Origin of the sequence: Cryobacterium breve (assembly GCF_004402375.1) — a bacterium.
Lineage (GTDB): Bacteria > Actinomycetota > Actinomycetes > Actinomycetales > Microbacteriaceae > Cryobacterium > Cryobacterium breve.
This window is the reverse complement of the sequence record NZ_SOGJ01000026.1, coordinates 1-22,158: the sequence shown is the minus strand read 5'-3', so window position 1 is coordinate 22,158 and position 22,158 is coordinate 1. Positions and strand designations below refer to the sequence as shown.

Sequence of the window (22,158 nt, the reverse complement as noted above, 5' to 3'; positions counted from 1 at the left end):
CAGGCGACGCTCGGGACTATGCGAATCAGAAGATGCGAACGAGCTTGCGGTCCGGAACGCGACGGAAACCGTCTTTGTGCACATCGACGACGACGGCAACGATGGAGGCGATCACAATGAGAACGAGAACGGCGAGAAGAACAAACACGGTCGTACCTTTCGGGAAATGGGGGTTGATGTCGGGGAGACGGAGGCACCATTGCACGAGTTCGACGTATTTATTCGACCACCTTTAACTTTGCAGCACAATCGCATAGTTCTGCACGGAGTGTGTAGCGTTGCTACATGGATGTCCAACGACTCGAACTACTCCGCGAATTGGCCGAACGCCGCAGCATCACTGAGGTCGCCCGCGCAACGCACCGCACCCCATCCGCTGTCTCCCAGCAGCTGAAAGTGCTCGAGCGGGAGGCTGGCCTGCCTCTCACCGAGCGCAGCGGACGCGGCCTGATTTTGACGGATGCCGGCCGCGCATTGGCCCGCAGCGCAACGGATGTCGCGGTCGCCCTCGCCCGCGCCCGGGCGGTCTGGGACGAATTCCGCAACGACGCCACAGGCGAGGTGAGCCTGGTCACGTTTCCCACCGCGGGTGAGATGCTGCTGCCGGGAGCCCTGAAGAATCTCGCCCAGGTGCCGGGACTCGTCGTCAACTGCACCGACAAGGATCCGGAGCTGAGCGACTTTCCCGCGCTCACAGCGGAGTACGACATCGTGCTCGCCTACAGCTTGCGCGGCCAGCTCCCCTGGGGCGGCCGCGGCCTCACGGTCGTTCCACTGATGACCGAGCCGCTGGACGTGGGGCTGCCGGCCGGCCACCGACTGGCCTCCCGGTCGTGGATCACTCCGGCGGACGTGATCGGCGAGACCTGGATCGGCGCGCCGGACGGCTACCCGTTCGAGCGCATCCTGCACCAGATCGAGCAGACGGCCGGCAGTCAGATTACCGTCGCGCAGCAGTTCGCCGACCTGCGGGTGATCGAGGCGTTCGTGATGGCGGGCCTCGGCATAGCCCTCGTGCCCCGCTACACCTGGGGCGGCGACCAGCCGGGCAAGCTGTTGCTCAAGCCGCTGCGCGGCGTGGACGCCGAGCGGCAGATCGTGGCGCTCATGCGCCCCGATCGGGCCGAGCGCCTGGCCGTGCGCACCGTCCTGGAGGTGTTGCGCACCGAGGCCGCCCGCGTGCAGGCCCAGCACGCCCTCACTTCCTAGGCCCCTGGCCCATGCACCGGCCGCGAATGCGGGCGAATTGTCGGTTAGGAAGGGTCATACCGACGATTCACCCGCACTCGCGGCCATGCGGGCCGTGGCGAGCGGAGAAGACAGGGCGCTAGGCGTTCTGCGGGAATCCCAGGTTGATGCCGCCGTGGCTCGGGTCCAGCCATCGGCTGGTGATGGCCTTCTCCCGGGTGTAAAAGGCGATCCCGCCCGGACCGTAGGCCTTGGCGTCGCCGAACAGGGAGTCTTTCCACCCGCCGAACGAGTGGTACGCGACGGGGACGGGGATCGGCACGTTGATGCCGACCATTCCGACCTGCACCTCGTTCTGGAACCTTCTCGCCGCACCGCCGTCATTGGTGAAGATGGCCGTGCCGTTGCCGTAGCGGCTGCGGTTGATCAGGTCGAGCCCCTCGGCGTAGCTGGCGACCCGCACGACGGAGAGCACCGGGCCGAAGATCTCGTCGAGGTAGACGTCCGAGTCCGTGCTGACCCGGTCGAACAGGGTCGGGCCGAGCCAGAAGCCGCTCGCGTCGCCGTCCACCTCGATGCCACGGCCGTCCACGACGACCTCGGCCCCGTCGGTGTGCGCGAGGTCGATGTAGGAGGCCACCTTGTCCCGGTGCGCCTGCGTGATCAGCGGCCCCATGTCGCATCCGCGCATGCCGTCGCCCACCTTGAGGCCTGTGAGCCGCTCGGTGATCTTCGCAACCAGCTCATCGGCCACCGGTTCCACGGCCACCACCACGCTGATCGCCATGCAGCGCTCACCGGCCGAGCCGAAGCCGGCGTTGACCGCGGCATCCGCGGCCAGGTCCAGATCGGCGTCGGGCAGTACGAGCATGTGGTTCTTCGCACCACCGAGGGCCTGAACTCGCTTGCCGTGGTGCGCGGCCGTCTCGTAGATGTACTTGGCGATCGGCGTGGAGCCGACGAACGAGATCGCCTGCACGTCGGGGTGCACGAGCAGAGCGTCGACGGCCTCCTTGTCGCCGTGCACGACGTTGAGCACGCCGGCGGGCAGGCCGGCCTCGGTCATCAGGGCGGCCATCCAGTTCGATGCGGACGGGTCCTTCTCGCTCGGCTTGAGCACGACCGTGTTGCCGGCCGCGATGGCGATCGGGAAGAACCAGAGCGGCACCATGGCGGGGAAGTTGAACGGGCTGATGATGCCCACCACACCCAGCGGCTGACGCAGCGTGTAGACGTCGACCCCCGTGGACACGTTCTCGGAGTACTCGCCCTTGCTCAGGTGCGGCATGCCGAGCGCGAATTCGACGACCTCGAGGCCGCGCGCGATCTCGCCGAGGGCGTCGGAGGTCACCTTGCCGTGTTCGGCGGTGAGGATGTCGGCGAGCTCGCCCTTGCGCGCGTTCAGCAGCTCGCGGAAATTGAACATGACCCCCTGGCGCTTCGCCTGGGACGTGTCACGCCAGAGCGGGTAGGCGGCCTGCGCGGAGGCGACGGCGGTGTCGACATCGGCGCTGTCGGCCAGAAGCACATTCTTGGCGACGGTGCCGAGGGCGGGGTTGAAGACGGGCGCGCTACGGGTCGAGACGCCCAGGGCCGGGGCCCCGTCGATCCAGTGGGTGATAGCGGGCAGTTCGGTCATGGGCGCTCGTCTCTTTTCATTCTCTTCATTCTCTTCATCGAGTTGGTGGCGTTGCAAGCGGTCAGCCGAGGAGGTCAAGGCTGAGGACCTCGTCGTAGATCGCGAGTGCCTCGGCGACCTCGGCATCGGTGACGACGCACGGCGGCACCACGTGAATGCGGTTCTCGGCCAGGAACGGCAGCAGGTTACGAGCCAGCAGCTCCGACCTGATCCGGCCCATCACGGCGCCGTTGAGCGGCTGGCGGGTCTCCCGGTCGGAGACGAGTTCCAGCGCCCAGAACACGCCGACACCGCGCACCTCGCCGATGATCGGGTGCTTGGCCTGCAGTTCGGCGAGCCCGGGCGCGAGCGCGTCGCGCCCGATCCGGGCGGCATTCTCCACGATGCCCTCGGACTCCATGGCGTCGAGGGCCGCCACGATCGACGCCATCGCAAGCGGATGCCCGCTGTAGGTGAGGCCGCCGGGATAGACCGTCGCGTCGAAGTCGTTCGCGATCGGATCGGAGATGATCACACCACCAGTGGGCACATAGCCGGAGTTCACGCCCTTGGCAAAGGTGATCAGGTCGGGCACCACGTCGAATCCGTCGAACGCGAACCAGTTGCCGGTGCGGCCGAAACCGGCCATCACCTCGTCGAGGATCAGCATGATGCCGTAGCGGTCGCAGAGCGCGCGCACGCCGGCCAGGTATCCGGGCGGCGGCACGAGCACGCCGGCGGTGCCGGGGATGGTTTCCAGGAGCACGGCCGCGATGCCCGCGGGGCCCTCGCTCTGGATCACGTGCTCGAGGTGGCGCAGGGCGCGCTCCGACTCCTGCTCGGGGCTGCTCGCCCAGAATTCGCTGCGGTAGAGCCAGGGGCCGAAGAAGTGCACGTGCCCGCGGGCGAACTCGTTCGGGATGCGGCGCCAGTCACCGGTGGCGACGATGGCCGCACCCGTGTTGCCGTGGTACGAGCGGTAGGTGGAGAGAACCTTGTCGCGGCCCGTGTGCAAGCGCGCCATGCGGATCGCGTTCTCGATCGCATCCGCCCCGCCGTTGGTGAAGAAGACCTTGTTGAAGCCCTCCGGCGCCCGTTCGGCAATGCGCTTGGCGGCCTCGCCGCGTGAGAGGGTCGCCGTGGAGGGCGCGACCGTGGCGAGCTGGCCGACCTGCTCGATGATGGCCGCGGTGACGGCAGGATGCTGGTGGCCGATGTTCACATTGACGAGCTGGCTGGAGAAGTCCAGGTAGCTGCGCCCGTCGTAGTCCCAGACCCGGGAGCCCTGCCCGCCGGCGATCACCAGCGGCTTGAGAGCGCCCTGGGCCGACCAGGAGTGGAAGACGTGGGCCCGGTCGAGGTCGTAGGCGAGCTCGTTGCGGCTGGCCGTGGCGCTGGGGGAAGTGATGTCATTCACGAATATCGAGTTCTTTCTCTCTGCGTTGAGATGGTGAGGTCGTGGATCGCACTCCTTCAGTGTGACCGTGATCGGCTCGAATCTGCACCATTCGCGTGGATCGGATCACGTCTTCGCCACGATGGGCTCGGCCATCGCCGGAATCACGGTCTCCCCGTAGACGCGCATCGTCTCCTCCTTGTTATCGTGCTGCAGGTGGCCGGCGAACTGGTCGACGCCGATGGCTCGCAGTGCCTCGAGCTTCTCAATGTGGTCCTTCGCGGTGCCGAGCAGGCAGAACCGGTCGATGATCTCGTCGGGAACGAACTCGGCGTGCACGTTGCCGGCGCGACCATGCTCGTTGTAGTCGTAGTCCTGGCGGCCGGCGATGTAGTCCGTCAGGGCCTTCGGCACAGGCGATTCGGTGCCGTACTTGGTGACGATGTCGGCCACGTGGTTGCCCACCATGCCGCCGAACCAGCGGCACTGGTTGCGCATATGGCCCCAATCGTCCCCGATGTACATCGGGGCGGCCACGCAGAACTTGACCGCCAGAGGGTCACGGCCTGATTTCGCCGCGGCATCCCGCACGGTCTTGATCATCCACTCGGCCACGTCGAGGTCAGCCATCTGCAGGATGAAGCCGTCACCGACCTCGCCCGCGAGCTTCAGGGCCAACGGGCCGTAGGCCGCCACCCAGACATCGAGGGTCGACCCGCGGCTCCACGGAAACTGCAGGATCGAACCGTTGTAGTCGACCGAGCGGGAGTTCGCCAGTTCCCGGATGACGTGCACCGCCTCGCGCAACGTCTTCACAGTGGTGGGCGTCCCGTTGATCACGCGCACCGCCGAGTCGCCGCGGCCGATGCCGCAGATGGTGCGATTGCCGTACATCTCGTTCAGAGTCGCGTAGGTAGACGCCGTCACCGTCCAGTCCCGCGTGCCGGGGTTGGTGACCATGGGACCGACCATGATCGTGTTCGTCTCCGCGAGGATACGACTGAAGATGACGTAGGGCTCTTGCCAGAGCAGGTGCGAATCGAACGTCCAGACGTGGCTGAAGCCGTGCGCCTCGGCCAGTTTGGCCAGCTGCACCGTGCGGGCGGCCGGTGGGTTGGTCTGCAGAACTGCTCCGAAATCCATCTGGTGTCCCGTCTAGATCAGGTACTGGCTCAGGCCGCGCTTGACGAACCGACCATCGCCCTTGGCGCCGAGGTAGGAGTTGCCGTCGATGACGACCTTCCCTCGGGAGAGCACGGTGTCGACGTGACCGTCGATCTCGTAACCTTCCCAGGCCGAATGGTCCATGTTCATGTGATGGGTCCTGCCGTTCCCGTTGACCGGCACGCCGATTGAGGTGTGGCCGTTTGGGTCGTAAATCACGATGTCGCCGTCCGCCCCGGGCTGGATGACGCCTTTTCTGCCATAGAGGCCGAACATCCGTGCCGGCGTGGTGGACGTGATCTCCACCCAGCGTTCGAGCGAGATGCGGCCGTTGACGACGCCCTGGTAGAGCAGGTCCAGGCGGTGCTCGACCGAGCCGATTCCATTGGGGATCTTCGAGAAGTCGCCGAGACCCAGATCTTTCTGGCCCTTCATGCAGAACGGGCAGTGGTCGGTGGAGACCATCTGGATGTCGTTGGTGCGCAGGCTCTGCCAGAGGTGGTCCTGGTGACCCTCAGCCCGCGAGCGCAGCGGCGTGGAACAGACCCACTTTGCGCCCTCGAACCCGGGTGCCCCGAGATTCTCCTCGAGTGAGAGGTAGAGGTATTGCGGACAGGTCTCTCCGAACACGTTCTGCCCATGGTCCCGGGCGGTGGCGATCTGCTCCACTGCCTGCTTGGCACTCACGTGCACGACGTAGAGCGGCGCCCCGGTGAGGTTGGCCAGCATGATCGCGCGGTGCGTGGCCTCCTCCTCCAGCTGCCAGGCGCGTGCTACGCCGTGGTAGTAGGGGTCGGTCTTGCCTTCTGCGAGCAGCTGCTTCACGAGCACGTCGATGGCGGGGCCGTTTTCGGCGTGCATCATGGTCATCAGCCCGGTCTCGGCCGACTTCTGCATGGCCTTCAGAATCTGCGCGTCATCCGAGTAGAAGACCCCGGGGTAGGCCATGAACAGCTTGAAACTGGAAATGCCCTCACCCAACAGCCCGTCCATCGCCTGCAGCGAGTCGGCGTTGAGGTCGCCGATGATCTGGTGGAAGGCGTAGTCGATCGCGCAGTTGCCGGCCGCTTTCTCATGCCAGGCGGCGAGCCCGTCGAAGACCCGCTGGCCGTAGCTCTGCACCGCGAAGTCGATGATCGTGGTGGTGCCGCCCCAGGCGGCCGCCCGGGTGCCGGTCTCGAAGGTGTCGGAGGCCGCGGTGCCCCCGAACGGCAGCTGCATGTGCGTGTGCGCGTCTACCCCGCCGGGAATCACGTACCTGCCGGTGGCGTCGATCACGCGGTCGACGGATGCGGCGAGGTCGTTCCCGAGGAGGGCGGAACCTGGTGCCAGAACGGCGACGATGACCTCACCGTCGATCAAGACATCCGCCTGCACCCGGCCGGTCGCACTGACCACGGTGCCGTTCCGGATCAAGGTTTTCACGGCGCGCCCCGGCCTACGGTGCCGCGATCGGGCCGTAGGAGTCGGGACGGCGGTCCCGGTAGAACTGCCACGAGTTGCGCACCTCGCGGATGACGCCCACGTCGAGGTCGCGGATGACGATCTCCTCGGTGTCGGTGGAGGCCACCTCGCCGACGTAGTTGCCGCGCGGGTCGACGAAGTAGGAGCTGCCGTAGAAGGTGACGGCGTCGTCGCCGAATTCCTCGGTCTCCCTGCCGATGCGGTTGTTCGCGCCGATGTAGTACTGGTTGGCGACGGCGGCCGCCGGCTGCTCCAACTCCCAGAGCCGGTTGGACAGGCCCGGCTTGGTGGCCGAGGGGTTGAAGACGATCTCGGCGCCGTTCAAGCCGAGCGCGCGCCAGCCCTCCGGGAAGTGACGGTCGTAGCAGATATAGACGCCGATCTTGCCGACTCTGGTCTCGAAGACGGGGTATTCACCGTTGCCGGGGCGAAAGTAGAACTTCTCCCAGAACTGCGGCAGGTGGGGCAAATGGTGCTTGCGATACTTGCCGAGGTACGTGCCGTCGGCGTCGATCACGGCGGCCGTGTTGTACAGCACGCCGGGCTGTTCTTCTTCATATAGAGGGAGCACGATCACCATCTGGTATTCCGCGGCAAGCTTCTGGAACCGCTCAACGAGCGGGCCCGGCACGCTCTGCGCGTAGTCGTAGTACGTGGAGTCCTGCACGATGCCGAAGTATGGGCCGTGGAACAACTCCTGGAAGCAGATCACCTGCGCTCCCGCTGCGGCGGCCGTGCGCACGAAACCCTCGTGCTTCTGGATCATCGACTCCTGGTCACCCGTCCACTCGGTCTGGGTGATTGCTGCCCGAACTACGGTCATCTTGTCTCCACATTCGCCAGTGATGGAACAACGTCAGGCCGAACGACATTGTTGTGTTCGTTACGGTTCGTCTTCGTTATGCGCGTTCCTCATCCTGTCGAGCGAATCTGCCGGTGGCAAGGGTTTATCCAGCCGGAGGGTCCGGCACACCCGGGGCGGTCCGATCATCCGTCACCCCCCACGCCCCGTCGCCGAGCGGCGCTCGCGGCGCCAGCGGCGCTCGCGGGATGGGCCCTGCCGACGTTCTGGCCTAGGCTGAAAGTAGACCGCCGGTTGGCTCTGACCGGTTGAGCCGCCTCTGACTTGAGCGACAGGTCGCCGACACACCCTCGGTTCCCATATCTTCTCCTCCCTGCCTCTCCCCTCGCGAAAGCGCATGATCTGCCCCTTCCGCGACTCCATAAGGGCGCTTTGTGCGCTTTCGCGGCCCGGGGCGGTGCCGAATCTAGGTGGTCCTGTGAAACTTCAGCCGATGTATCTCATAGCGATAGGCGTTGCGGCGGCCTCGCTGGTCTTGAGCGGATGCGCCGGGCCTGGTCCAGCGAGCGAGTCCGGCAGCGCGCCGAGCGCGAGCGCCGACGCGAGCAGCGGCTACCCGGTCACCATTGACAACTGCGGCACCGACGTGACGGTGGCGGCAGCGCCCGAGCGCATCGTGACGATCAAGTCCTCGGCAACCGAGCTGCTGCTCGCGCTCGGCCTCGGCGACCGCATCGTGGGCTCGGCGTTCCTCGACGGCCCGCTGCCGGCATCCCTTGAAAAGGCCGGCGCCGACCTCAACGTGGTCAGCGACTTCGTGCCCGGCCAGGAAGCCGTGCTCGGCCTCACTCCGGACTTCGTCTATGGCGGCTGGGAGTCCAACTTCTCGGCCGAGGGCGTGGGCGAACGCGCCGGTCTCGCGGCACTCGGCATCGGCAGCTACGTGTCCCCCGCAGCCTGCAAGGGCGAGGGGTACATGCCCGACCCGCTCACCTTCGACTCCGTGTTCGACGAGATCACCGAGGCCGGCGCAATCTTCGGCGCCGAGGAGGCCGCGGTCGAACTGGTCGCCGACCAGCAGGAAGACCTCGCCGCCCTCGACCCCACCGGCGCGGACACCACCGCACTCTGGTACTCGAGCGGAACCGATACCCCCTACGTGGGCGCCGGCATCGGCTCGCCCAATATGATCATGCAGGCCGCGGGTCTCACCAACGTGTTCGCCGACGTGCAGGACACCTGGACCTCGGTGGGCTGGGAGTCGGTCATCGAAGCGAACCCGAGCGTGATCGTGCTCGTCGACGCCAGCTGGAACACCGCGGCGTCGAAGATCGCGAGCCTCGAGGCGAACCCCGCCACGCAGCAGCTCGCCGCCGTGCAGGCAAAGCGGTATATCGTGCTGCCGTTTGCGGCCACCGAGGCCGGCATCCGCAACGTCGAAGCCGCCGCGTCAAGCATCGAGCAGCTTGCCGCCCTCGAGGCGTCGACGACCGGCTAGGCCGACCGCACCTCGGCGGCCATGCCGCCCATCGCATCCGACAGAGTACAACCCACAGGGCACAACCGACAGGGCAGAGCAGGCAGGTGATCCGGGTGGTGCTGCAACAGGCAGAGCGCACGGCGGCACAGAGCCACCGCGGTGCCGCGCGCGTCCGCTACCTGGGCTGGCTGGTCCTGTCGATTCTGGCTCTCGTGCTCACGGCGGGGATCGCCGTGACGATCGGCCCAGCCGATGTGAGCCTCACGGATGTCACCGCCAGCCTGGCCGGGCACCTCGGCCTGCCCGGCGCCGCCGAGGTGGCTCCGCTGACCGACTCGATCGTGTGGCAGCTGCGCCTGCCGCGCGTGCTGACCGCGGCGGCGGTCGGTGCGGGGCTCGCGCTCAGCGGCGCGGTCATGCAGTCGGTGACCCGCAACCCGCTGGCGGACCCGTACCTGCTCGGCCTGTCCAGCGGCGCCTCGCTCGGCGCGGTCTGCGTGATCATCCTGGGCGTGGCCGTAGCGCTGCCCGCCGCGGCGTTCCTCGGCGCGTTGGCGGCCCTCGTCGCCACGCTGAGCATCGCCCGGGCGGGCGGAACGATCACCCCCGGGCGGGCCGTGCTTTCGGGCCTCGCGATCGCGCAATTGGGTGGGGCCGGCACCTCCTTCATCATTTTCTGGGCGGCCAAGGGCGACTCCTACCGGGAGATTCTCAACTGGCTTCTGGGCTCGCTGGCCGGCAGCTCCTGGTCCAGCGTCGCCATCTCGGTCAGCGCGCTGGTGCTGGTCGGCGCCGGGATCGTGCTCTCGGCCACCCGACTGGACGCGTTCACCTTCGGGGACACGGCCGCGGCATCCCTCGGCATCGACGTCAACCGCACCCGGTGGATACTGCTCGGCGCGGTGGCGCTGCTGACCGGGGCGATGGTGGCCGTGAGCGGGGCCATCGGCTTCGTCGGCCTGATCCTGCCACACCTCGTGCGTGGCCTGAGCGGGCCGGGACACCGCCGCCTGCTGCCACTGACCGTGGTGCTCGGCGCCCTGTTCCTGATCCTTGCCGACACGGTCGCCCGCACGGTGTTCGACCCGCGCGAGCTGCCCGTGGGCATCATCACCGCACTGATCGGCGTGCCTGTCTTCATCGTGCTGATCAAGAGCAGGAAGGCCGCCGCATGGTCGTGATCCTCGACCGGGTGTCGTTCCGGATCAACGGCACCCCGATTCTGACCGATGTGTCGGCGGTCGTTCCCACGGGCGCGGTAACCGGCCTGCTCGGACCCAACGGGGCCGGCAAATCTACGCTGCTGCGCCTGATCGCGGGCCTGGAGACAGCGGATGCCGGCGGCATCGAACTCGATGGAGAGCACGTAGGCGGGGCACGCGTTGGGGTTCGGGCCGGAGCACGGGCCGGGGTGCTGTCGGCCCTGTCGCGTCGCGACACCGCTCGGCGAGTGGCGCTGCTCGAACAGAACGCCGCACCCAGCGTGGACCTCACGGTTCGCGAGGTCGTGCTTCTCGGCCGAATCCCGCACCGGAGCCGGGTGCTCGGCAGCTTCGGCGGTGACGACGACCACCGGGTTGCCGAGGAATCCCTGGCCATGGTCGGCGGGAGCAACCTGGCGGACCGGGCCTGGCACACGCTCAGTGGTGGCGAGCAGCAGCGCGCGCAAATCGCCCGGGCACTCGCGCAGCGCCCGAGCCTGCTGCTGCTGGACGAACCGAACAACCACCTCGATGTGAGCGCGCAGCTCGGGTTGCTCGGGCAGGTGCGCGGGCTGTGCGCGGGGGCAGGCTCGGGGTCGAGTGCCGCGGCGGACTCCGGCCTGGGCACGGGCACGGAATCGGGATCGGGATCGAAATCGGGATCGGGCCTGACCGCGATCATTGCCCTGCATGATCTAAACCTGGCCGCCGCGTTCTGTGACCAGATCCTGCTTCTGCACCGCGGCCGGCTGGTCGCGGCGGGCACGCCTGAGGAGGTGTTGCGGCCGTCGACCATCGCCATGGTCTACGGCGTGGATTGTGACGTGATCCCGCATCCGCGCGGTGGGCATCCGGTGATCGTGTTCTCCCCCGCGGGCGCACCCGGGTTCGCGTCCGCCCTGACAGACGACCGGCACGGAAGAGGACAGGCATGACGAACATCACGGTTCTGGCCGGCGGCATCGGCGGCGCCCGGTTCACCCGCGGGCTGCTGCAGCAACTGGCGGCAACCGAACCGGATGCGACGGTGACGGTGATCGTGAACACGGGCGACGACATGTGGTTGGACGGTCTGCGCATCTGCCCCGACCTCGACACCGTGATGTACACCCTCGGCGGCGGCATCAACGAGGAGCAGGGCTGGGGTCGGCCGGGTGAGTCCCGCCGCGCCTCTGCGGAGATCGCCGCCTACGGGCGCGGCTGGACCTGGTTCACGCTCGGCGATCTGGACCTGGCCACCCACATCGTACGCAGCGACCTGCTCCGCAGCGGGTCTACGCTCAGCGAAGCGACGTCGTTCCTCTGTCGCCGCTGGCAGCCGGGAGCGCAACTGCTGCCCATGAGCGATACCCCGGTCGAGACGCATGCCCGGCTGGCTATGGATGCAGACGAGCACCGCGCGGGCGAGCTGATCCACTTCGAAGAGTGGTGGGTGCGCTACCGGGCCGGCGTGCCGGTGACCGAGTTCGTGCAGGTCGGGCTCGACTCCGCGGTGCCTGCTCCCGGGGTCGTCGACGCCATCCTGACGGCCAACCTGGTCATCCTGCCGCCGTCGAACCCGGTCGTCTCGGTGGGGACGATCCTGGCCGTGCCCGGTATCCGGGACGCCCTACGCTCCACCGCCGCCGCGGTCGTCGGCGTTTCCCCGATCATCGCGGGCGCGGCCGTGCGCGGCATGGCTGACGCCTGCCTGAACACCATCGGCGTGCAGACCTCGGCTGAGGCTGTGGGACTGCACTACGGCTCACGCGCCGCGAACGGTGTGCTCGACGCCTGGCTGGTGGACGAGACGGATGTCGGCGCGCTGCCTGCGCTGGCGGCTGCGGGCATCCGTTCGGTCGCCGTGCCGCTCTGGATGCGGGATGCGGACACGACGAGGCGGCTCGCGGCCGACACGCTGGCCCTTGCCCGTGGAATCTTCACCGACGCCTGAACGGCAGCTCCGCAGCAGAGGAATCGGCGGCCGCAGGGGGACCGCTGAGGCCTGTCCGTGCTCATGCCACACCCGGCATGAACGCAAAGCCGGAGATTTTCGCGCCACGCCAGTTCTGACGCCCGCTCACTCGGCGTGTTCGAAAAATCTCCTGCTTTAGCGTCGCGGCACGGGCAGCGCGGACGGCGCGGACGGCGCGGACGGCACGGGCAGCACGCCGGTCAGTGCTCGGCAACCACCCCGGGGGCATCGACGAGCAGCCGAGTGTGCGGCCCGAGGCCGAGGCGCTGCGCCACCGCAAGATCGGCGGCGGTGTCGACGTCGTGACGGATCGAAACGGATGCCGCCAACTCGAGCACCACACAGCCGCCGGCCTCGTGGGCGGCCCGGGATCCCACCCCGAACCGAGGTTCGATCAGGATCCCGGCGAGCGCGAGCAGGGTCGTGGTTCCGGTTCCAGCCGCGTCTGGCACCAGGCTGCGATCGTGGGCGGCGGCTAGGCGCAGAGTGCGCTCGACATCCGCTGCCGTCAACGCTGGCAGGTCGCCGGTCAGCACGGCCAGGTTTGCCTGCGAAAACGCCGCGCGGGCCACCGTGAGCCCCTGCCGGATCGCCGCGTTCAGCGGATCGGTCAGCGGATCGGTCAGCGGATCGGTGGGCGGATCGGTGGGCGGATCGGTCAGCGGATCGGTGGGCGGATCGGTCGATACCGCCGTTGAGCCCGCCGTTGATGCACGCCTCCGAGTCTCACGCCACGGGGCCTCGCGCACGATGACGGCTCCGAGCCCGGCCAGACGGCCCCCCAATTCGCCGTCGCCAGTGACCACCAACACGCGGTCGACACCACGCGCCGACAGCAGGGCTGCGACCGTGTCGAGGGCGAAGGCATCCGCCAGCTCGGCCCGGTCGGTCCGCTCGCCCAGTCGGCTCTTCGCCCCAGGGTTGCCCTTCACCGGCACGATCGCCACCCAGCTCATTCGACGACGACGGCGACGGATGCCGCGTCACCGGCGGCCGCGGCCAGCCCCGCCGCATACCCTTCCGAAAACCCCTCGGCGTGCGCCTCCGCCGACCCGACGCGGAACATGTCGTTCTCGATCGGCCTCAGCAGCCGGGTCGCACCATGCGCATCCGCCGCGTCGAGCTCGTTCACCAGATGCTCGAGGCCACGCACCACTGCCACGGGGTTGCCGCTGGTCTTGCCCTTCACCAGGTCGGCCGCCCCGGCAATCTCGTCGGCCACGGCGGCGACGGTGACGAACAGGCGGCGGCCGAACGCGTCATCCGTGCCCCGGAGGTCGTCGAGCACTGCCACGCCGGCTGCGCCGATGGCGATGTCGGTCTGGCCCTCTCGCCAGGGGCGCCCGACGGTGTCCGTGATGATCACGCCGAGGCGAAGCCCGGTGCTCTCGCGCAGGGCGGCGCACAGTGCTCGGGCGGAGGCGTCGGGGTCGACGGGCAGCAGCAGAACGGTGCCGTCAGGCGTGTTGCTGGCGTCGACGCCGGCCGCGGCCATCACAAGGCCCTGCCGGTTCTCGACGATGCGCGTGACCCCGCCGGGGAAGGCGCGGGTGGCCACCGTGCGCACGGTTTCGTCGGTGATCGCCTGCTCACGGTCGGCGGCGGAAACCTGCCGCCCCTCAGCCTTGGAGACGATCTTGCTGGTCACGGCGAGGATGTCGCCATGCTCCAGCCGAGTCCCGGCCGCGCCGGCGATGAGCGCGGCCAGGTCGTCGCCGGCCACGACCTCGCCGATGCCCTCGAGCACGAACACGAACACCGCGGCGACGGACGGCCGCGGCGTGGACACCGGTCGCGTCACCGTCAGCGCACGAGCTTCGGCAGAACGTCGCGCCCGAACACGTCGATCCACTGGCGCTGGTTGCGGCCCACGTTGTGCAGGTAGATGCGGTCGAAACCGAGGTCGACGAACTTCTGGATGTAGGCACGGTGGTCGTCGGGGTCGGCCGAGATGATCATTCGGCCCTCGAAGTCCTCGGGGCGCACGAGCTTGGCGATCTGCTCGAATTCGAACGGAGAACGGATGTCCCCCTTCGGGAACTTCATTCCGCCGTTCGGCCACTCGACCAGCGCGTTGCGCATGGCCTCCTCGTCGGTTTCGGCCCAGCTCATGTGCAGCTGCAGCACCTTGGGCATGGTCGAAGGGTCCTTGCCGGCATCCCGGGCACCGTCGTCGAACTTGCCGAACAGCATCGAGATTTTCTCCAGCGGGGCGCCGACCGTGATCAGGCCGTCGGCGTGACGTCCGGCGCGCTTGGCGGTGACGGGGCCGGCCGTGGCGACGAGGATCTCCGGGGCCACCTCGGGCATGGTCCAGAGCCGAGTCGACTCGAGCTTGTAGAACTGGCCGGAGTGCTTGACGTCCTTGCCTGCGATGGAGGCGGCGAACAGCTTCGAGATGATCTCGATGGCCTCGAACATGCGGTTGATCCGCTCGGGGGCTTCCGGCCAGTACTGGCCGACGATGTGCTCGTTGAGCGCTTCGCCGGAGCCGAGGCCGAGCCAATGCCGGCCGGGGTACATCGAAGCGAGGGTCGCGGAAGCCTGGGCCACCATGGCCGGGTGCCACCGGAACGTGGGCGCGGTGACGCCGGGCCCGAGGTCACCCTTCGTGCGCTCACCGATCGCGGCGAGCACGCTCCAGACGAAGGAGGACTCACCCTGGGCGGGCACCCACGGCTGGAAGTGGTCGGCCGCCATCACCCCGGTGAACCCGTGCCCCTCGGCGTAGGCCGAGAGGGCCACCGCCTCCGCGGGGGCGAACTGCTCCAGCATCGCCGCATAGCCGATCTGCAAATCCGTCATGGGTACCGCCCCTGCCTAGTCGTCGTAGGCCCCAATCCTGCCACTTCAGCCTCCGAGTATGCCCGCTCCCCCACCCAGGACCCCTCGGCGCCGCCGTCTCGCGGGTGCTGCGCCGCTTCGCTCCCGGCACGCCGCGCGCGGAGCGGCGCAGCACCCGCGTGGCCGGCATCCGTCAAATAGGCTGGGCGAATGCGCATCGCCACCTGGAACGTGAACTCCATCCGTGCCCGAGTCGGTCGGGTGGTCGACTGGATGGTGCGCGAAGACATCGACGTGCTCGCGATGCAGGAGATCAAGTGCAAGCCCGAGCAGTTCCCGGCGCAGGCGTTCGAGGACGCCGGCTATGAGCTCGCCGTCCACGGCATCAGCCAGTGGAACGGCGTGGCCTTTGCCAGTCGCCACGAGATGACGGATGTCGCCACCGGCTTCCCAGGCATGCCCGGCTTCCTGAAAGGCCAGGAGGGTCCCGGCCTTCCGCTCGAGGCCCGGGCACTCGGCGTCACGGTGGAGGGCATGCGCCTGTGGAGCCTGTACGTTCCTAACGGACGTGCCCTCGGCGACCCGCACCTCGCCTACAAGTTGGACTGGCTGGAGCGCCTGCGCACGCACGCCCGGAACGAACTGGCCCGCGACCCGCACCTGGCCCTTGCGCTGATGGGCGACTGGAACGTGGCCCCGTTCGACACCGACATGGGCGACCCGAGCTTCGTTCCCGGGCAGTCCACCCACATCTCCGAGCCCGAGCGGTCCGCGTTCCACGCCTTCGAGGCGGAGGGCATCCTCGATGTGGTGCGCCCGCTGGTTCCCGAGGGCTTCACCTTCTGGGACTACAAGCAGCTGCGGTTCCCACGGAACGAGGGCATGCGAATCGATTTCATCCTCGGCTCCCCCCCGTTCGCAGACCTGGTGACGGCCGCGAGCATCCACCGCACTGAGCGTAAGGGCGATGCACCGAGCGACCACGTGCCCGTGGTCGTGGAGTTGGCCCTCGAGGGTGAAGACGACGACCGCCCGATGGTCTTCTAACCGCCGCCAACCAACCTGCCGGAAACGCAGCGGCAACAGCACGGGCGAGTGCAGCAGCAATACTTGCAGGATGTCTTCCGTACCCCCGGGGAACGCCAGCGGAACGCCCCCGGCGCGCCCAGCGAACTCCGTCACCGTCTCCGTCACCCGTCGCGTCGAACCGACCCGCATCCCTGAGGCCACCCGTTGGGCGCAACAGGGCATGGACATGGCCAGCGAATTCCCCGGTTTCCTCGGCTCGGGCTGGGTGCGCGCCACCGCCGATTCCCTCAGCTGGCACATGCTCTACCGCTTCGCGAGCTCCGAACAGCTTGATGCCTGGGAGGGCTCCGAGGAGCGGGCCCACTGGCTGATCGACGGCCACGCCCTCATCCTCGACGCCCGCGTGGAGAAACGCACCGGCATCGAGGGCTGGTTCGACGCCCCTGACTCCGACGATGACGACGTGAACGCCACTCCGTCGTTCCAGGTGCCCCGCTGGAAGCAGGCCGTGAGCATCGGGATGGGCTTCTTCCCTGCAAATCTGGCGTTCACCCTGCTCGCGACCTGGCTCATCCCGGGCTGGCACGACGTGGACATCCTGCCCAAAATCCTGGTCACCACGTTCGTGATGGCGCCGGCCATGACCTTTCTGGTCATGCCTCAGATCACACGGATGCTGCGCCCCTGGCTATTGCGACGGCCCGCCACCCGTTCGTGACGCCCCGTTGAGGGGGGTCGCGTTTGTCTGTGATACTTGGCCACTGCACCGCCCGCACTCCGGGCATCCGAGTGCCTGCACCCTGGGCATCCGAATAAGGGACTCCAATGACGGATCAGACTTTTCAGCTCGTAGCGATTACTTTGTACCTCGCCGCCATGATCGCGATCGGATGGTTCGCCTTCAGGCAGACCAAGGATCTCGACGACTACATGCTCGCAGGCCGCGGCCTGAAACCCGGCACCGCGGCACTGAGCGCCGGCGCTTCGGACATGTCCGGCTGGCTCCTCCTCGGCCTCCCGGGTGCCATCTACGTGTCCGGTCTGGTTGAGGCGTGGATCGCCATCGGTCTGACCATCGGCGCCTGGCTGAACTGGAAGTTCGTGGCCCCGCGACTGCGTTCCTACACCCACGTGGCCAACAATTCCATCACCATCCCGAGCTTCTTCGAGAACCGGCTCAAGGACACCTCGCGCCTGCTGCGCTCGGTTTCCGGCGTGATCATCCTGGTGTTCTTCACGTTCTACGTGTCCTCCGGCATGGTTGCCGGCGGTGTTTTCTTCGAGAACTCCTTCGGCTCCACCTTCCTGACCGGCATGCTGATCGTCGCGGGCGTCACCCTGCTCTACACACTCTTCGGCGGTTTCCTCGGTGCGACCCTCACCGACGTGGCCCAGGGCATCCTGATGCTCGCAGCGCTCATCGTCGTGCCTCTGGTCGCCCTGGGCGCCACCGGTGGCATCACCGCCACCGTCGATTCCATCCGTGAGGTCAACCCGGACCTTCTCTCCCTCACCGCGGGCGGCTCCGTTCTGGGCATCATCTCCGCCGCGGCCTGGGGCCTCGGCTACGTCGGCCAGCCGCACATCATCGTGCGTTTCATGGCGCTGCGCACCCCCCAGGACGCCAAGGCCGGGCGCCGGATCGGCATCGGCTGGATGATCCTCACCGCCCTCGGCGCCATCTTCACCGGGCTGATCGGCATCGCCTACTTCCAGCAGCACCCCGAGGTGACCCTGAAGAACCCGGAGACGGTCTTCCTGTTGCTTTCACAATTCCTGTTCCACCCGTTCGTCGCCGGTCTGGTGCTGGCCGCCGTGCTCGCCGCCATCATGAGCACCATCTCGTCGCAGCTGATCGTCTGCTCCTCGGCGCTGGTCGAGGATCTGTACAAGATCGTCGGCAAGAAGGACGCCTCGCCGAAGCAGCTGATCATGCTCGGACGCCTCGGCGTTCTACTCGTCGCGGTCGTGGCCGGGGTGATCGCCCTGGGTCGAGATGCGACCATCCTCGAGCTGGTCGGTTTCGCCTGGGCCGGTTTCGGCGCCGCGTTTGGCCCCGTGGTTCTGCTCTCGCTGTACTGGAAGAAACTCTCCACCTGGGGCGCGCTGGCCTCCATGGTCACCGGCGCCATCGTGGTCTTCGCCTGGGGCAACTCCCCGCTGAGCGCCACCATGTACGAAATCGTCCCCGGCTTCATCGCCAGCCTGGTGGTGGCCGTTGTGGTTTCCCTGGCCACCCACAAGCCCTCCGCTGAGATCGAAGCCGAATTCGATGCCGCCGTGGCGCAGGCGCATGACGACTACGTGGCGCTCGAGGCACCCGTGACGTCGGAGAGCGGGGCAACGCGCACCGCGTAGCGCATAGCGTGCCGGGGTGTCAGCCGGGCGGTTTGGACATCCCGAACTCGTTGACCGGCTCCTCCGGAGGCGCCGGCTTGTGCCCTGCCGGGCAATGCAGAATTGCGTTCGGGGTGGTGTGATCGATGCTGTGCTCGGCCATCGGCCGGCCGCACACCGGGCACACCGCCGCACCGATCCTGGTCGCGACGTCGTTGTACGGCCCCAGGTTCGCCGGGCCCATCCCGCGCACCAGCTTTCCGTTCATCCACTCGATGAAGTGCACATAGCGGGCGCCCAGGCCGTGCCCGTGGGTACCAGTGTCCTCTTTCATGCCCACAGAGTAACGCCGCTCCGCGCTCGGGCACAGGGTCCCGCCGACAACGTCGCTGCACAGCGTGGTCGGGAGGAACGTGGAGAACACCACCGCGACATCCGCTGCGGAGAGCACCGGGAGTAGAAGCGCCGGAGCCGTCACCGAGAAGGCCGTTCGGTTGAGCGTCAGCACTGCGGCCACGCCGAGGATCCCGCGACGCTCGACGACGTAGCCCACCAGGATCACGAAACCGATGATGGAGGACCCGACCAGAACACCGCCCAGGCGACGAGCTGAGGGCGAGCGGGCAGGCAGTTTCCCAGCAACGGTCACAGGCCGCCCGATACTCTGGGATAACAATGGACCCCGATAAACCCTCGCCCATCCAGCCACACCTCGACATCCCGCCCTCGAATCCGAGAGGGCAACATGCTGTTTGAGTGGGCGATGGTGGGGGTCGGTCTACTCCTCACCGTCGGAACGGGTGTCTTCGTCGCCGCCGAGTTCTCCCTCGTCACCCTCGACCGCAATGAGCTCGAAGCCCGACAGGCACGCGGTGAGAAACGCCTCGGCCCGACCATCAAGGCGTTGAAGATCACCTCGACGCACCTGTCCAGCGCGCAGCTCGGCATCACACTGACCACGCTGCTGACCGGGTTCACGTTCGAACCGGCCATCACCTCACTGCTGACCGCGCCTCTCGAGGGCGCCGGCGTGCCCGACGGCCTCGTGCCCGTGCTCGGCGCGATCATCGCGATCTCGGTGGCGACGCTGTTCTCCATGGTGATCGGTGAGCTCGTGCCGAAGAACTTCGCCCTGGCCGTTCCCCTGGCCACGGCCAAGATCGTCGTGCCCCCGCAGGCCCTGTTCACCGCGGTGTTCAAGCCCGTCATCCTCCTCTTCAACAACACGGCGAACGCTCTGATCCGGATGGTCGGCATTGAGCCGAAGGAGGAGCTCTCGGGTGCCCGCAGCGCCGAGGAGCTCAGCTTCCTCGTGCGCCGGTCGGCCCTGGAGGGAGTCCTCGACAACGACCACGCGGCCATGCTGCATCGCACGCTCCGGTTCGCGGACCACACGGTCGACGACGTGATGACCCCCCGGGTGCGGATGTCGTCGGTCAAGGTCACAGACACTGCCGCGAGCATCGTGGCCCTGTCCACATCCACGGGCTACTCCCGTTTCCCGGTGATCGACAAGGACTCCGACGACATCGTCGGCGTTCTGCACGTGAAGGCGGCCTTCGCGGTTGCGCTGCGGCACCGCGAACAGGTCACCGCTGACGACCTGAAGGTGGAGGCGCTGCGCGTGCCCGAGTCGATGGCCGTCGACACGCTCCTCGAAATGCTGCGCAAGCAGGGCTTCCAGATCGCGGTCGTCGCGGACGAATACGGCGGAACGGCCGGCATCGTCACGCTCGAGGACCTTGTCGAGGAACTCGTGGGCGAGCTGGAAGACGAGCACGACCGGGCGAAGGCGGGGGTCATCCGTTCAGGTCGTTCCGTGGTGTTCGACGCCGGCTGGCGGCCGGACGAAGTGTTCGACCGGGTCGGCGTCACTGTGCCCGACGACGGCGACTACGACACGGTCGGAGGCTTCATTGCCGACCAGCTCGACCGCATTCCGGAACTGGGTGACGAGGTTCGAATCGACGGCGGCGCGCTGCGCATCGAGCGTGTTGACGGCGTGCGCGTTCAGCGCGTGCGCTTCACCCCCACCCCCGCGAACGACGCGCTCTCCACCCCGATCCAGAAGGACCTGAACCATGAGTGAGTACTGGCCGGGCCTGATCTGGCTCGTCGTGCTGTTAGTCGTCAACGCGTTCTTCGTGGGCGCCGAGTTCGCTGTGATCTCGGCCCGTCGCTCGCAGATCGAGCCGCTAGCCGAACGTGGCAGCAAGGCCGCGAAGACCACGCTGTGGGCGATGGAACACGCAACCCTGATGCTGGCGACCAGCCAGCTGGGCATAACGGTGTGCTCGCTGCTGATCCTGAACGTCTCCGAGCCGGCCATCCACGGTCTGCTGGAGTATCCGCTCGCCGCGACCGGGCTCTCCGCCGCCGCGATCAGCGTGATCGCGTTCGGGATCGCGCTCGCGCTGGTGACGTTCCTGCACGTGGTGTTCGGCGAGATGGTGCCCAAGAACATCTCCTTCTCCGTGCCCGACCGCGCCGCCCTCATCCTGGCACCGCCGCTCGTGCTCGTCGCCCGCGTCTTCAGCCCCGTGATCGTCAGTCTGAACTGGCTGGCGAACGGGGTGCTGCGTCTGTTCAAGGTGCAGCCCAAGAATGAGGCCACCAGCGCGTTCACCCTCGACGAGGTGGCCGGCATCGTGGAGCAGTCCACCAGGGAGGGCCTGCTGACGGATGCCTCGGGCACCCTCTCCGCCGCGTTCGAGTTCACCTCGAAGCGAGTCTCCGACGTGGAGGTGCCGATCGGCGACATGGTCTGCCTGCCGGCATCCGCGTCACCCGCCGACATCCAGCAGGCGGTCGCCCGCCGCGGGTATTCGCGCTACATCCTCACCGATAACGACGGTGAGCCGTCGGGTTACCTGCACCTCAAAGATGTGATGGACCTCACCTCCGGGAACGAGTTCACGCAGCCGGTGCCGAGCAAGCGCATCCGTCGCCTGGCGTCGGTGTACCGCGGCAGCGAGCTCGAAGACGCCCTGGCGTCGATGCGTCGCCTCGGCGCGCACGTGGCCACCTCGTTCGACGCCGACGGCGTTGCGACAGGCGTTCTGTTCCTCGAGGACATCATCGAGGAACTCGTCGGCCAGGTCGACGACGCCACCACCGTGTAGGCGCCGGCCGGAGCTCGCGAGCCCCGGCCGGTTGCTCGATTGGTTCCTCCACAATGTGGGTCTGATCGGGTTGTCCACAGGGCGTTCGGAGTCGAGCGGATGCCGCGTGGAATGTCGGTGGGTGCCCGTAGCGTGGGTGTCATGAGGCCCTCATTCTTTGCCGAGCAGGAGGCTCTCGCGGCGCATTTCGAGGCGATCGCGGAGGCCGAGCGGGCCAGTGCCGCGGCTTTCGCGCGGCGGGCGGAGCTGGTTGAGGTGGGCCGGAGGTTCGGGCAGTCCCGGGCGAATGCGGTCGTGCGGCTTCCGGGGTCCCGGTGGGACGCGGCCGAGGTCGCGGAGCGGGAGTTCGTGAGCGAGCTGGCGTGCACGATCCGCATTCCGCGGCGCACGGCGGAGAACCTGATCGCGGAGAGCCGCGCCCTGGCCGAGGAGCTCCCCGCCACCTGGGTCGCGCTGGCGGCTGGGGAGATCAGCTACCAGCATGCGCGGGCGGTGATCAATCAGGCGTGGTCGGTGCCGGCCGAGGCCAGGCCGGCGTTTGAGGCGGTGGTGCTGAAGTCGGCGGGCACGGTGACGGCGTCGAAGCTGAAATACCGGGCCCGGCTCCTGCGGGAGCGC

Annotated in this window: 20 protein-coding genes and 1 pseudogene; 11 read left to right on the top strand and 10 right to left on the bottom strand. The window is 67.7% G+C overall.

All coding sequences use genetic code 11. From position 1 onward, the window contains the following. Nucleotides 1–25 precede the first annotated feature (25 nt). Nucleotides 26–148: a hypothetical protein gene (locus E3O65_RS17445; RefSeq protein ID WP_277870456.1), complete on the bottom strand. Its 123-nt coding sequence runs from the start codon at nucleotides 146–148 to the stop codon at nucleotides 26–28. Nucleotides 149–285: 137 nt separating this feature from the next. Between E3O65_RS17445 and E3O65_RS13010 the strand changes: the two genes are divergently transcribed. Next, nucleotides 286–1,209 (top strand): LysR family transcriptional regulator, encoded by a 924-nt coding sequence (locus E3O65_RS13010; RefSeq protein WP_134364156.1) that lies wholly within the window; start codon nucleotides 286–288, stop codon nucleotides 1,207–1,209. A 118-nt stretch (nucleotides 1,210–1,327) separates the two neighbouring features. Here the strand turns inward: E3O65_RS13010 and E3O65_RS13005 are convergent, their stop codons facing one another. The 5 genes from E3O65_RS13005 to E3O65_RS12985 form a co-directional block, all read right to left on the bottom strand. Then, nucleotides 1,328–2,827: a CoA-acylating methylmalonate-semialdehyde dehydrogenase gene (locus E3O65_RS13005; RefSeq protein ID WP_134364155.1), complete on the bottom strand. Its 1,500-nt coding sequence runs from the start codon at nucleotides 2,825–2,827 to the stop codon at nucleotides 1,328–1,330. 61 nt (nucleotides 2,828–2,888) lie between these two features. Next, complete coding sequence (locus E3O65_RS13000; RefSeq protein ID WP_241985865.1) at nucleotides 2,889–4,223, bottom strand: aspartate aminotransferase family protein; 1,335 nt, start codon at nucleotides 4,221–4,223, stop codon at nucleotides 2,889–2,891. A 105-nt stretch (nucleotides 4,224–4,328) separates the two neighbouring features. Then, complete coding sequence (locus E3O65_RS12995; RefSeq protein WP_134364154.1) at nucleotides 4,329–5,345, bottom strand: TIGR03842 family LLM class F420-dependent oxidoreductase; 1,017 nt, start codon at nucleotides 5,343–5,345, stop codon at nucleotides 4,329–4,331. 12 nt (nucleotides 5,346–5,357) lie between these two features. Beyond that, nucleotides 5,358–6,791, bottom strand: a complete 1,434-nt coding sequence (hydA, locus tag E3O65_RS12990; protein WP_134364153.1) for a dihydropyrimidinase — start codon at nucleotides 6,789–6,791, stop codon at nucleotides 5,358–5,360. A gap of 13 nt (nucleotides 6,792–6,804) precedes the next feature. Next, complete coding sequence (locus E3O65_RS12985) at nucleotides 6,805–7,653, bottom strand: nitrilase-related carbon-nitrogen hydrolase (protein WP_134364152.1); 849 nt, start codon at nucleotides 7,651–7,653, stop codon at nucleotides 6,805–6,807. A 457-nt stretch (nucleotides 7,654–8,110) separates the two neighbouring features. Here E3O65_RS12985 and E3O65_RS12980 point away from each other — a divergent pair, with 457 nt between their 5' ends. The 4 genes from E3O65_RS12980 to cofD all read left to right on the top strand — a co-directional run bounded on the left by E3O65_RS12980 (nucleotide 8,111) and on the right by cofD (nucleotide 12,247). Next, nucleotides 8,111–9,130, top strand: coding sequence for a putative F420-0 ABC transporter substrate-binding protein (locus E3O65_RS12980; protein WP_241985864.1), 1,020 nt, complete (start codon nucleotides 8,111–8,113; stop codon nucleotides 9,128–9,130). 101 nt (nucleotides 9,131–9,231) lie between these two features. Next, a complete protein-coding gene (locus tag E3O65_RS12975; protein ID WP_422386426.1) occupies nucleotides 9,232–10,293 on the top strand; it encodes a putative F420-0 ABC transporter permease subunit in 1,062 nt (353 codons plus the stop codon). After that, nucleotides 10,284–11,249, top strand: a complete 966-nt coding sequence (locus tag E3O65_RS12970; RefSeq protein ID WP_134364151.1) for an ABC transporter ATP-binding protein — start codon at nucleotides 10,284–10,286, stop codon at nucleotides 11,247–11,249. Before E3O65_RS12975 ends, E3O65_RS12970 begins: the two co-directional genes overlap by 10 nt. After that, nucleotides 11,246–12,247 (top strand): 2-phospho-L-lactate transferase, encoded by a 1,002-nt coding sequence (cofD, locus tag E3O65_RS12965; RefSeq protein ID WP_134364150.1) that lies wholly within the window; start codon nucleotides 11,246–11,248, stop codon nucleotides 12,245–12,247. The genes E3O65_RS12970 and cofD overlap by 4 nt, the downstream gene beginning before the upstream one ends. 221 nt (nucleotides 12,248–12,468) lie before the next feature. Here the strand turns inward: cofD and cofC are convergent, their stop codons facing one another. Genes cofC through E3O65_RS12950 form a run of 3 tightly spaced genes read right to left on the bottom strand, consistent with a single transcriptional unit; the run spans nucleotide 12,469 to nucleotide 15,073 of the window. After that, nucleotides 12,469–13,215: a 2-phospho-L-lactate guanylyltransferase gene (gene cofC, locus E3O65_RS12960; protein ID WP_166785747.1), complete on the bottom strand. Its 747-nt coding sequence runs from the start codon at nucleotides 13,213–13,215 to the stop codon at nucleotides 12,469–12,471. 5 nt (nucleotides 13,216–13,220) lie between these two features. Next, the gene (locus tag E3O65_RS12955) at nucleotides 13,221–14,057 is read right to left on the bottom strand and encodes a coenzyme F420-0:L-glutamate ligase (protein WP_241985863.1); all 837 of its coding nucleotides are present in this window, start codon (nucleotides 14,055–14,057) and stop codon (nucleotides 13,221–13,223) included. A 14-nt stretch (nucleotides 14,058–14,071) separates the two neighbouring features. Then, the gene (locus E3O65_RS12950) at nucleotides 14,072–15,073 is read right to left on the bottom strand and encodes a TIGR03557 family F420-dependent LLM class oxidoreductase (RefSeq protein WP_134364148.1); all 1,002 of its coding nucleotides are present in this window, start codon (nucleotides 15,071–15,073) and stop codon (nucleotides 14,072–14,074) included. Nucleotides 15,074–15,262: 189 nt separating this feature from the next. Here E3O65_RS12950 and E3O65_RS12945 point away from each other — a divergent pair, with 189 nt between their 5' ends. From E3O65_RS12945 to putP, 3 genes are all read left to right on the top strand, one after another. Beyond that, complete coding sequence (locus tag E3O65_RS12945; RefSeq protein ID WP_134364147.1) at nucleotides 15,263–16,099, top strand: exodeoxyribonuclease III; 837 nt, start codon at nucleotides 15,263–15,265, stop codon at nucleotides 16,097–16,099. Between the two features lie 70 nt (nucleotides 16,100–16,169). Then, nucleotides 16,170–16,799, top strand: a complete 630-nt coding sequence (locus E3O65_RS12940; protein WP_134364146.1) for an antibiotic biosynthesis monooxygenase — start codon at nucleotides 16,170–16,172, stop codon at nucleotides 16,797–16,799. 107 nt (nucleotides 16,800–16,906) lie between these two features. Continuing rightward, on the top strand, nucleotides 16,907–18,439 hold the full coding sequence (putP, locus tag E3O65_RS12935; RefSeq protein ID WP_134364145.1) for a sodium/proline symporter PutP: 1,533 nt from the start codon (nucleotides 16,907–16,909) through the stop codon (nucleotides 18,437–18,439). Between the two features lie 19 nt (nucleotides 18,440–18,458). Here putP and E3O65_RS17255 read toward each other — a convergent pair whose 3' ends face one another. Continuing rightward, nucleotides 18,459–19,067, bottom strand: coding sequence for a hypothetical protein (locus tag E3O65_RS17255; protein WP_241985862.1), 609 nt, complete (start codon nucleotides 19,065–19,067; stop codon nucleotides 18,459–18,461). A 99-nt stretch (nucleotides 19,068–19,166) separates the two neighbouring features. Here E3O65_RS17255 and E3O65_RS12925 point away from each other — a divergent pair, with 99 nt between their 5' ends. The 3 genes and pseudogenes from E3O65_RS12925 to E3O65_RS12915 form a co-directional block, all read left to right on the top strand. Next, entirely contained in the window at nucleotides 19,167–20,507 is a 1,341-nt protein-coding gene (locus E3O65_RS12925) for a hemolysin family protein (protein ID WP_134364197.1), read from the top strand. After that, nucleotides 20,500–21,540: a hemolysin family protein gene (locus E3O65_RS12920; protein WP_134364144.1), complete on the top strand. Its 1,041-nt coding sequence runs from the start codon at nucleotides 20,500–20,502 to the stop codon at nucleotides 21,538–21,540. The genes E3O65_RS12925 and E3O65_RS12920 overlap by 8 nt, the downstream gene beginning before the upstream one ends. Before the next feature lie 141 nt (nucleotides 21,541–21,681). Continuing rightward, nucleotides 21,682–22,158: pseudogene (locus tag E3O65_RS12915) on the top strand (hypothetical protein); the annotation flags it as partial.

Coding starts and splice junctions, on each gene's coding strand:
- E3O65_RS12950 (WP_134364148.1), bottom strand. CDS start 15,073: ATGACGGATTTGCAGATCGGCTATGCGGCGATGCTGGAGCAGTTCGCC.
- cofD (WP_134364150.1), top strand. CDS start 11,246: ATGACGAACATCACGGTTCTGGCCGGCGGCATCGGCGGCGCCCGGTTC.
- putP (WP_134364145.1), top strand. CDS start 16,907: ATGACGGATCAGACTTTTCAGCTCGTAGCGATTACTTTGTACCTCGCC.
- E3O65_RS12940 (WP_134364146.1), top strand. CDS start 16,170: ATGTCTTCCGTACCCCCGGGGAACGCCAGCGGAACGCCCCCGGCGCGC.
- E3O65_RS12995 (WP_134364154.1), bottom strand. CDS start 5,345: ATGGATTTCGGAGCAGTTCTGCAGACCAACCCACCGGCCGCCCGCACG.
- E3O65_RS13010 (WP_134364156.1), top strand. CDS start 286: ATGGATGTCCAACGACTCGAACTACTCCGCGAATTGGCCGAACGCCGC.
- E3O65_RS12970 (WP_134364151.1), top strand. CDS start 10,284: ATGGTCGTGATCCTCGACCGGGTGTCGTTCCGGATCAACGGCACCCCG.
- E3O65_RS13005 (WP_134364155.1), bottom strand. CDS start 2,827: ATGACCGAACTGCCCGCTATCACCCACTGGATCGACGGGGCCCCGGCC.
- E3O65_RS12985 (WP_134364152.1), bottom strand. CDS start 7,653: ATGACCGTAGTTCGGGCAGCAATCACCCAGACCGAGTGGACGGGTGAC.
- E3O65_RS12945 (WP_134364147.1), top strand. CDS start 15,263: ATGCGCATCGCCACCTGGAACGTGAACTCCATCCGTGCCCGAGTCGGT.
- E3O65_RS12920 (WP_134364144.1), top strand. CDS start 20,500: ATGAGTGAGTACTGGCCGGGCCTGATCTGGCTCGTCGTGCTGTTAGTC.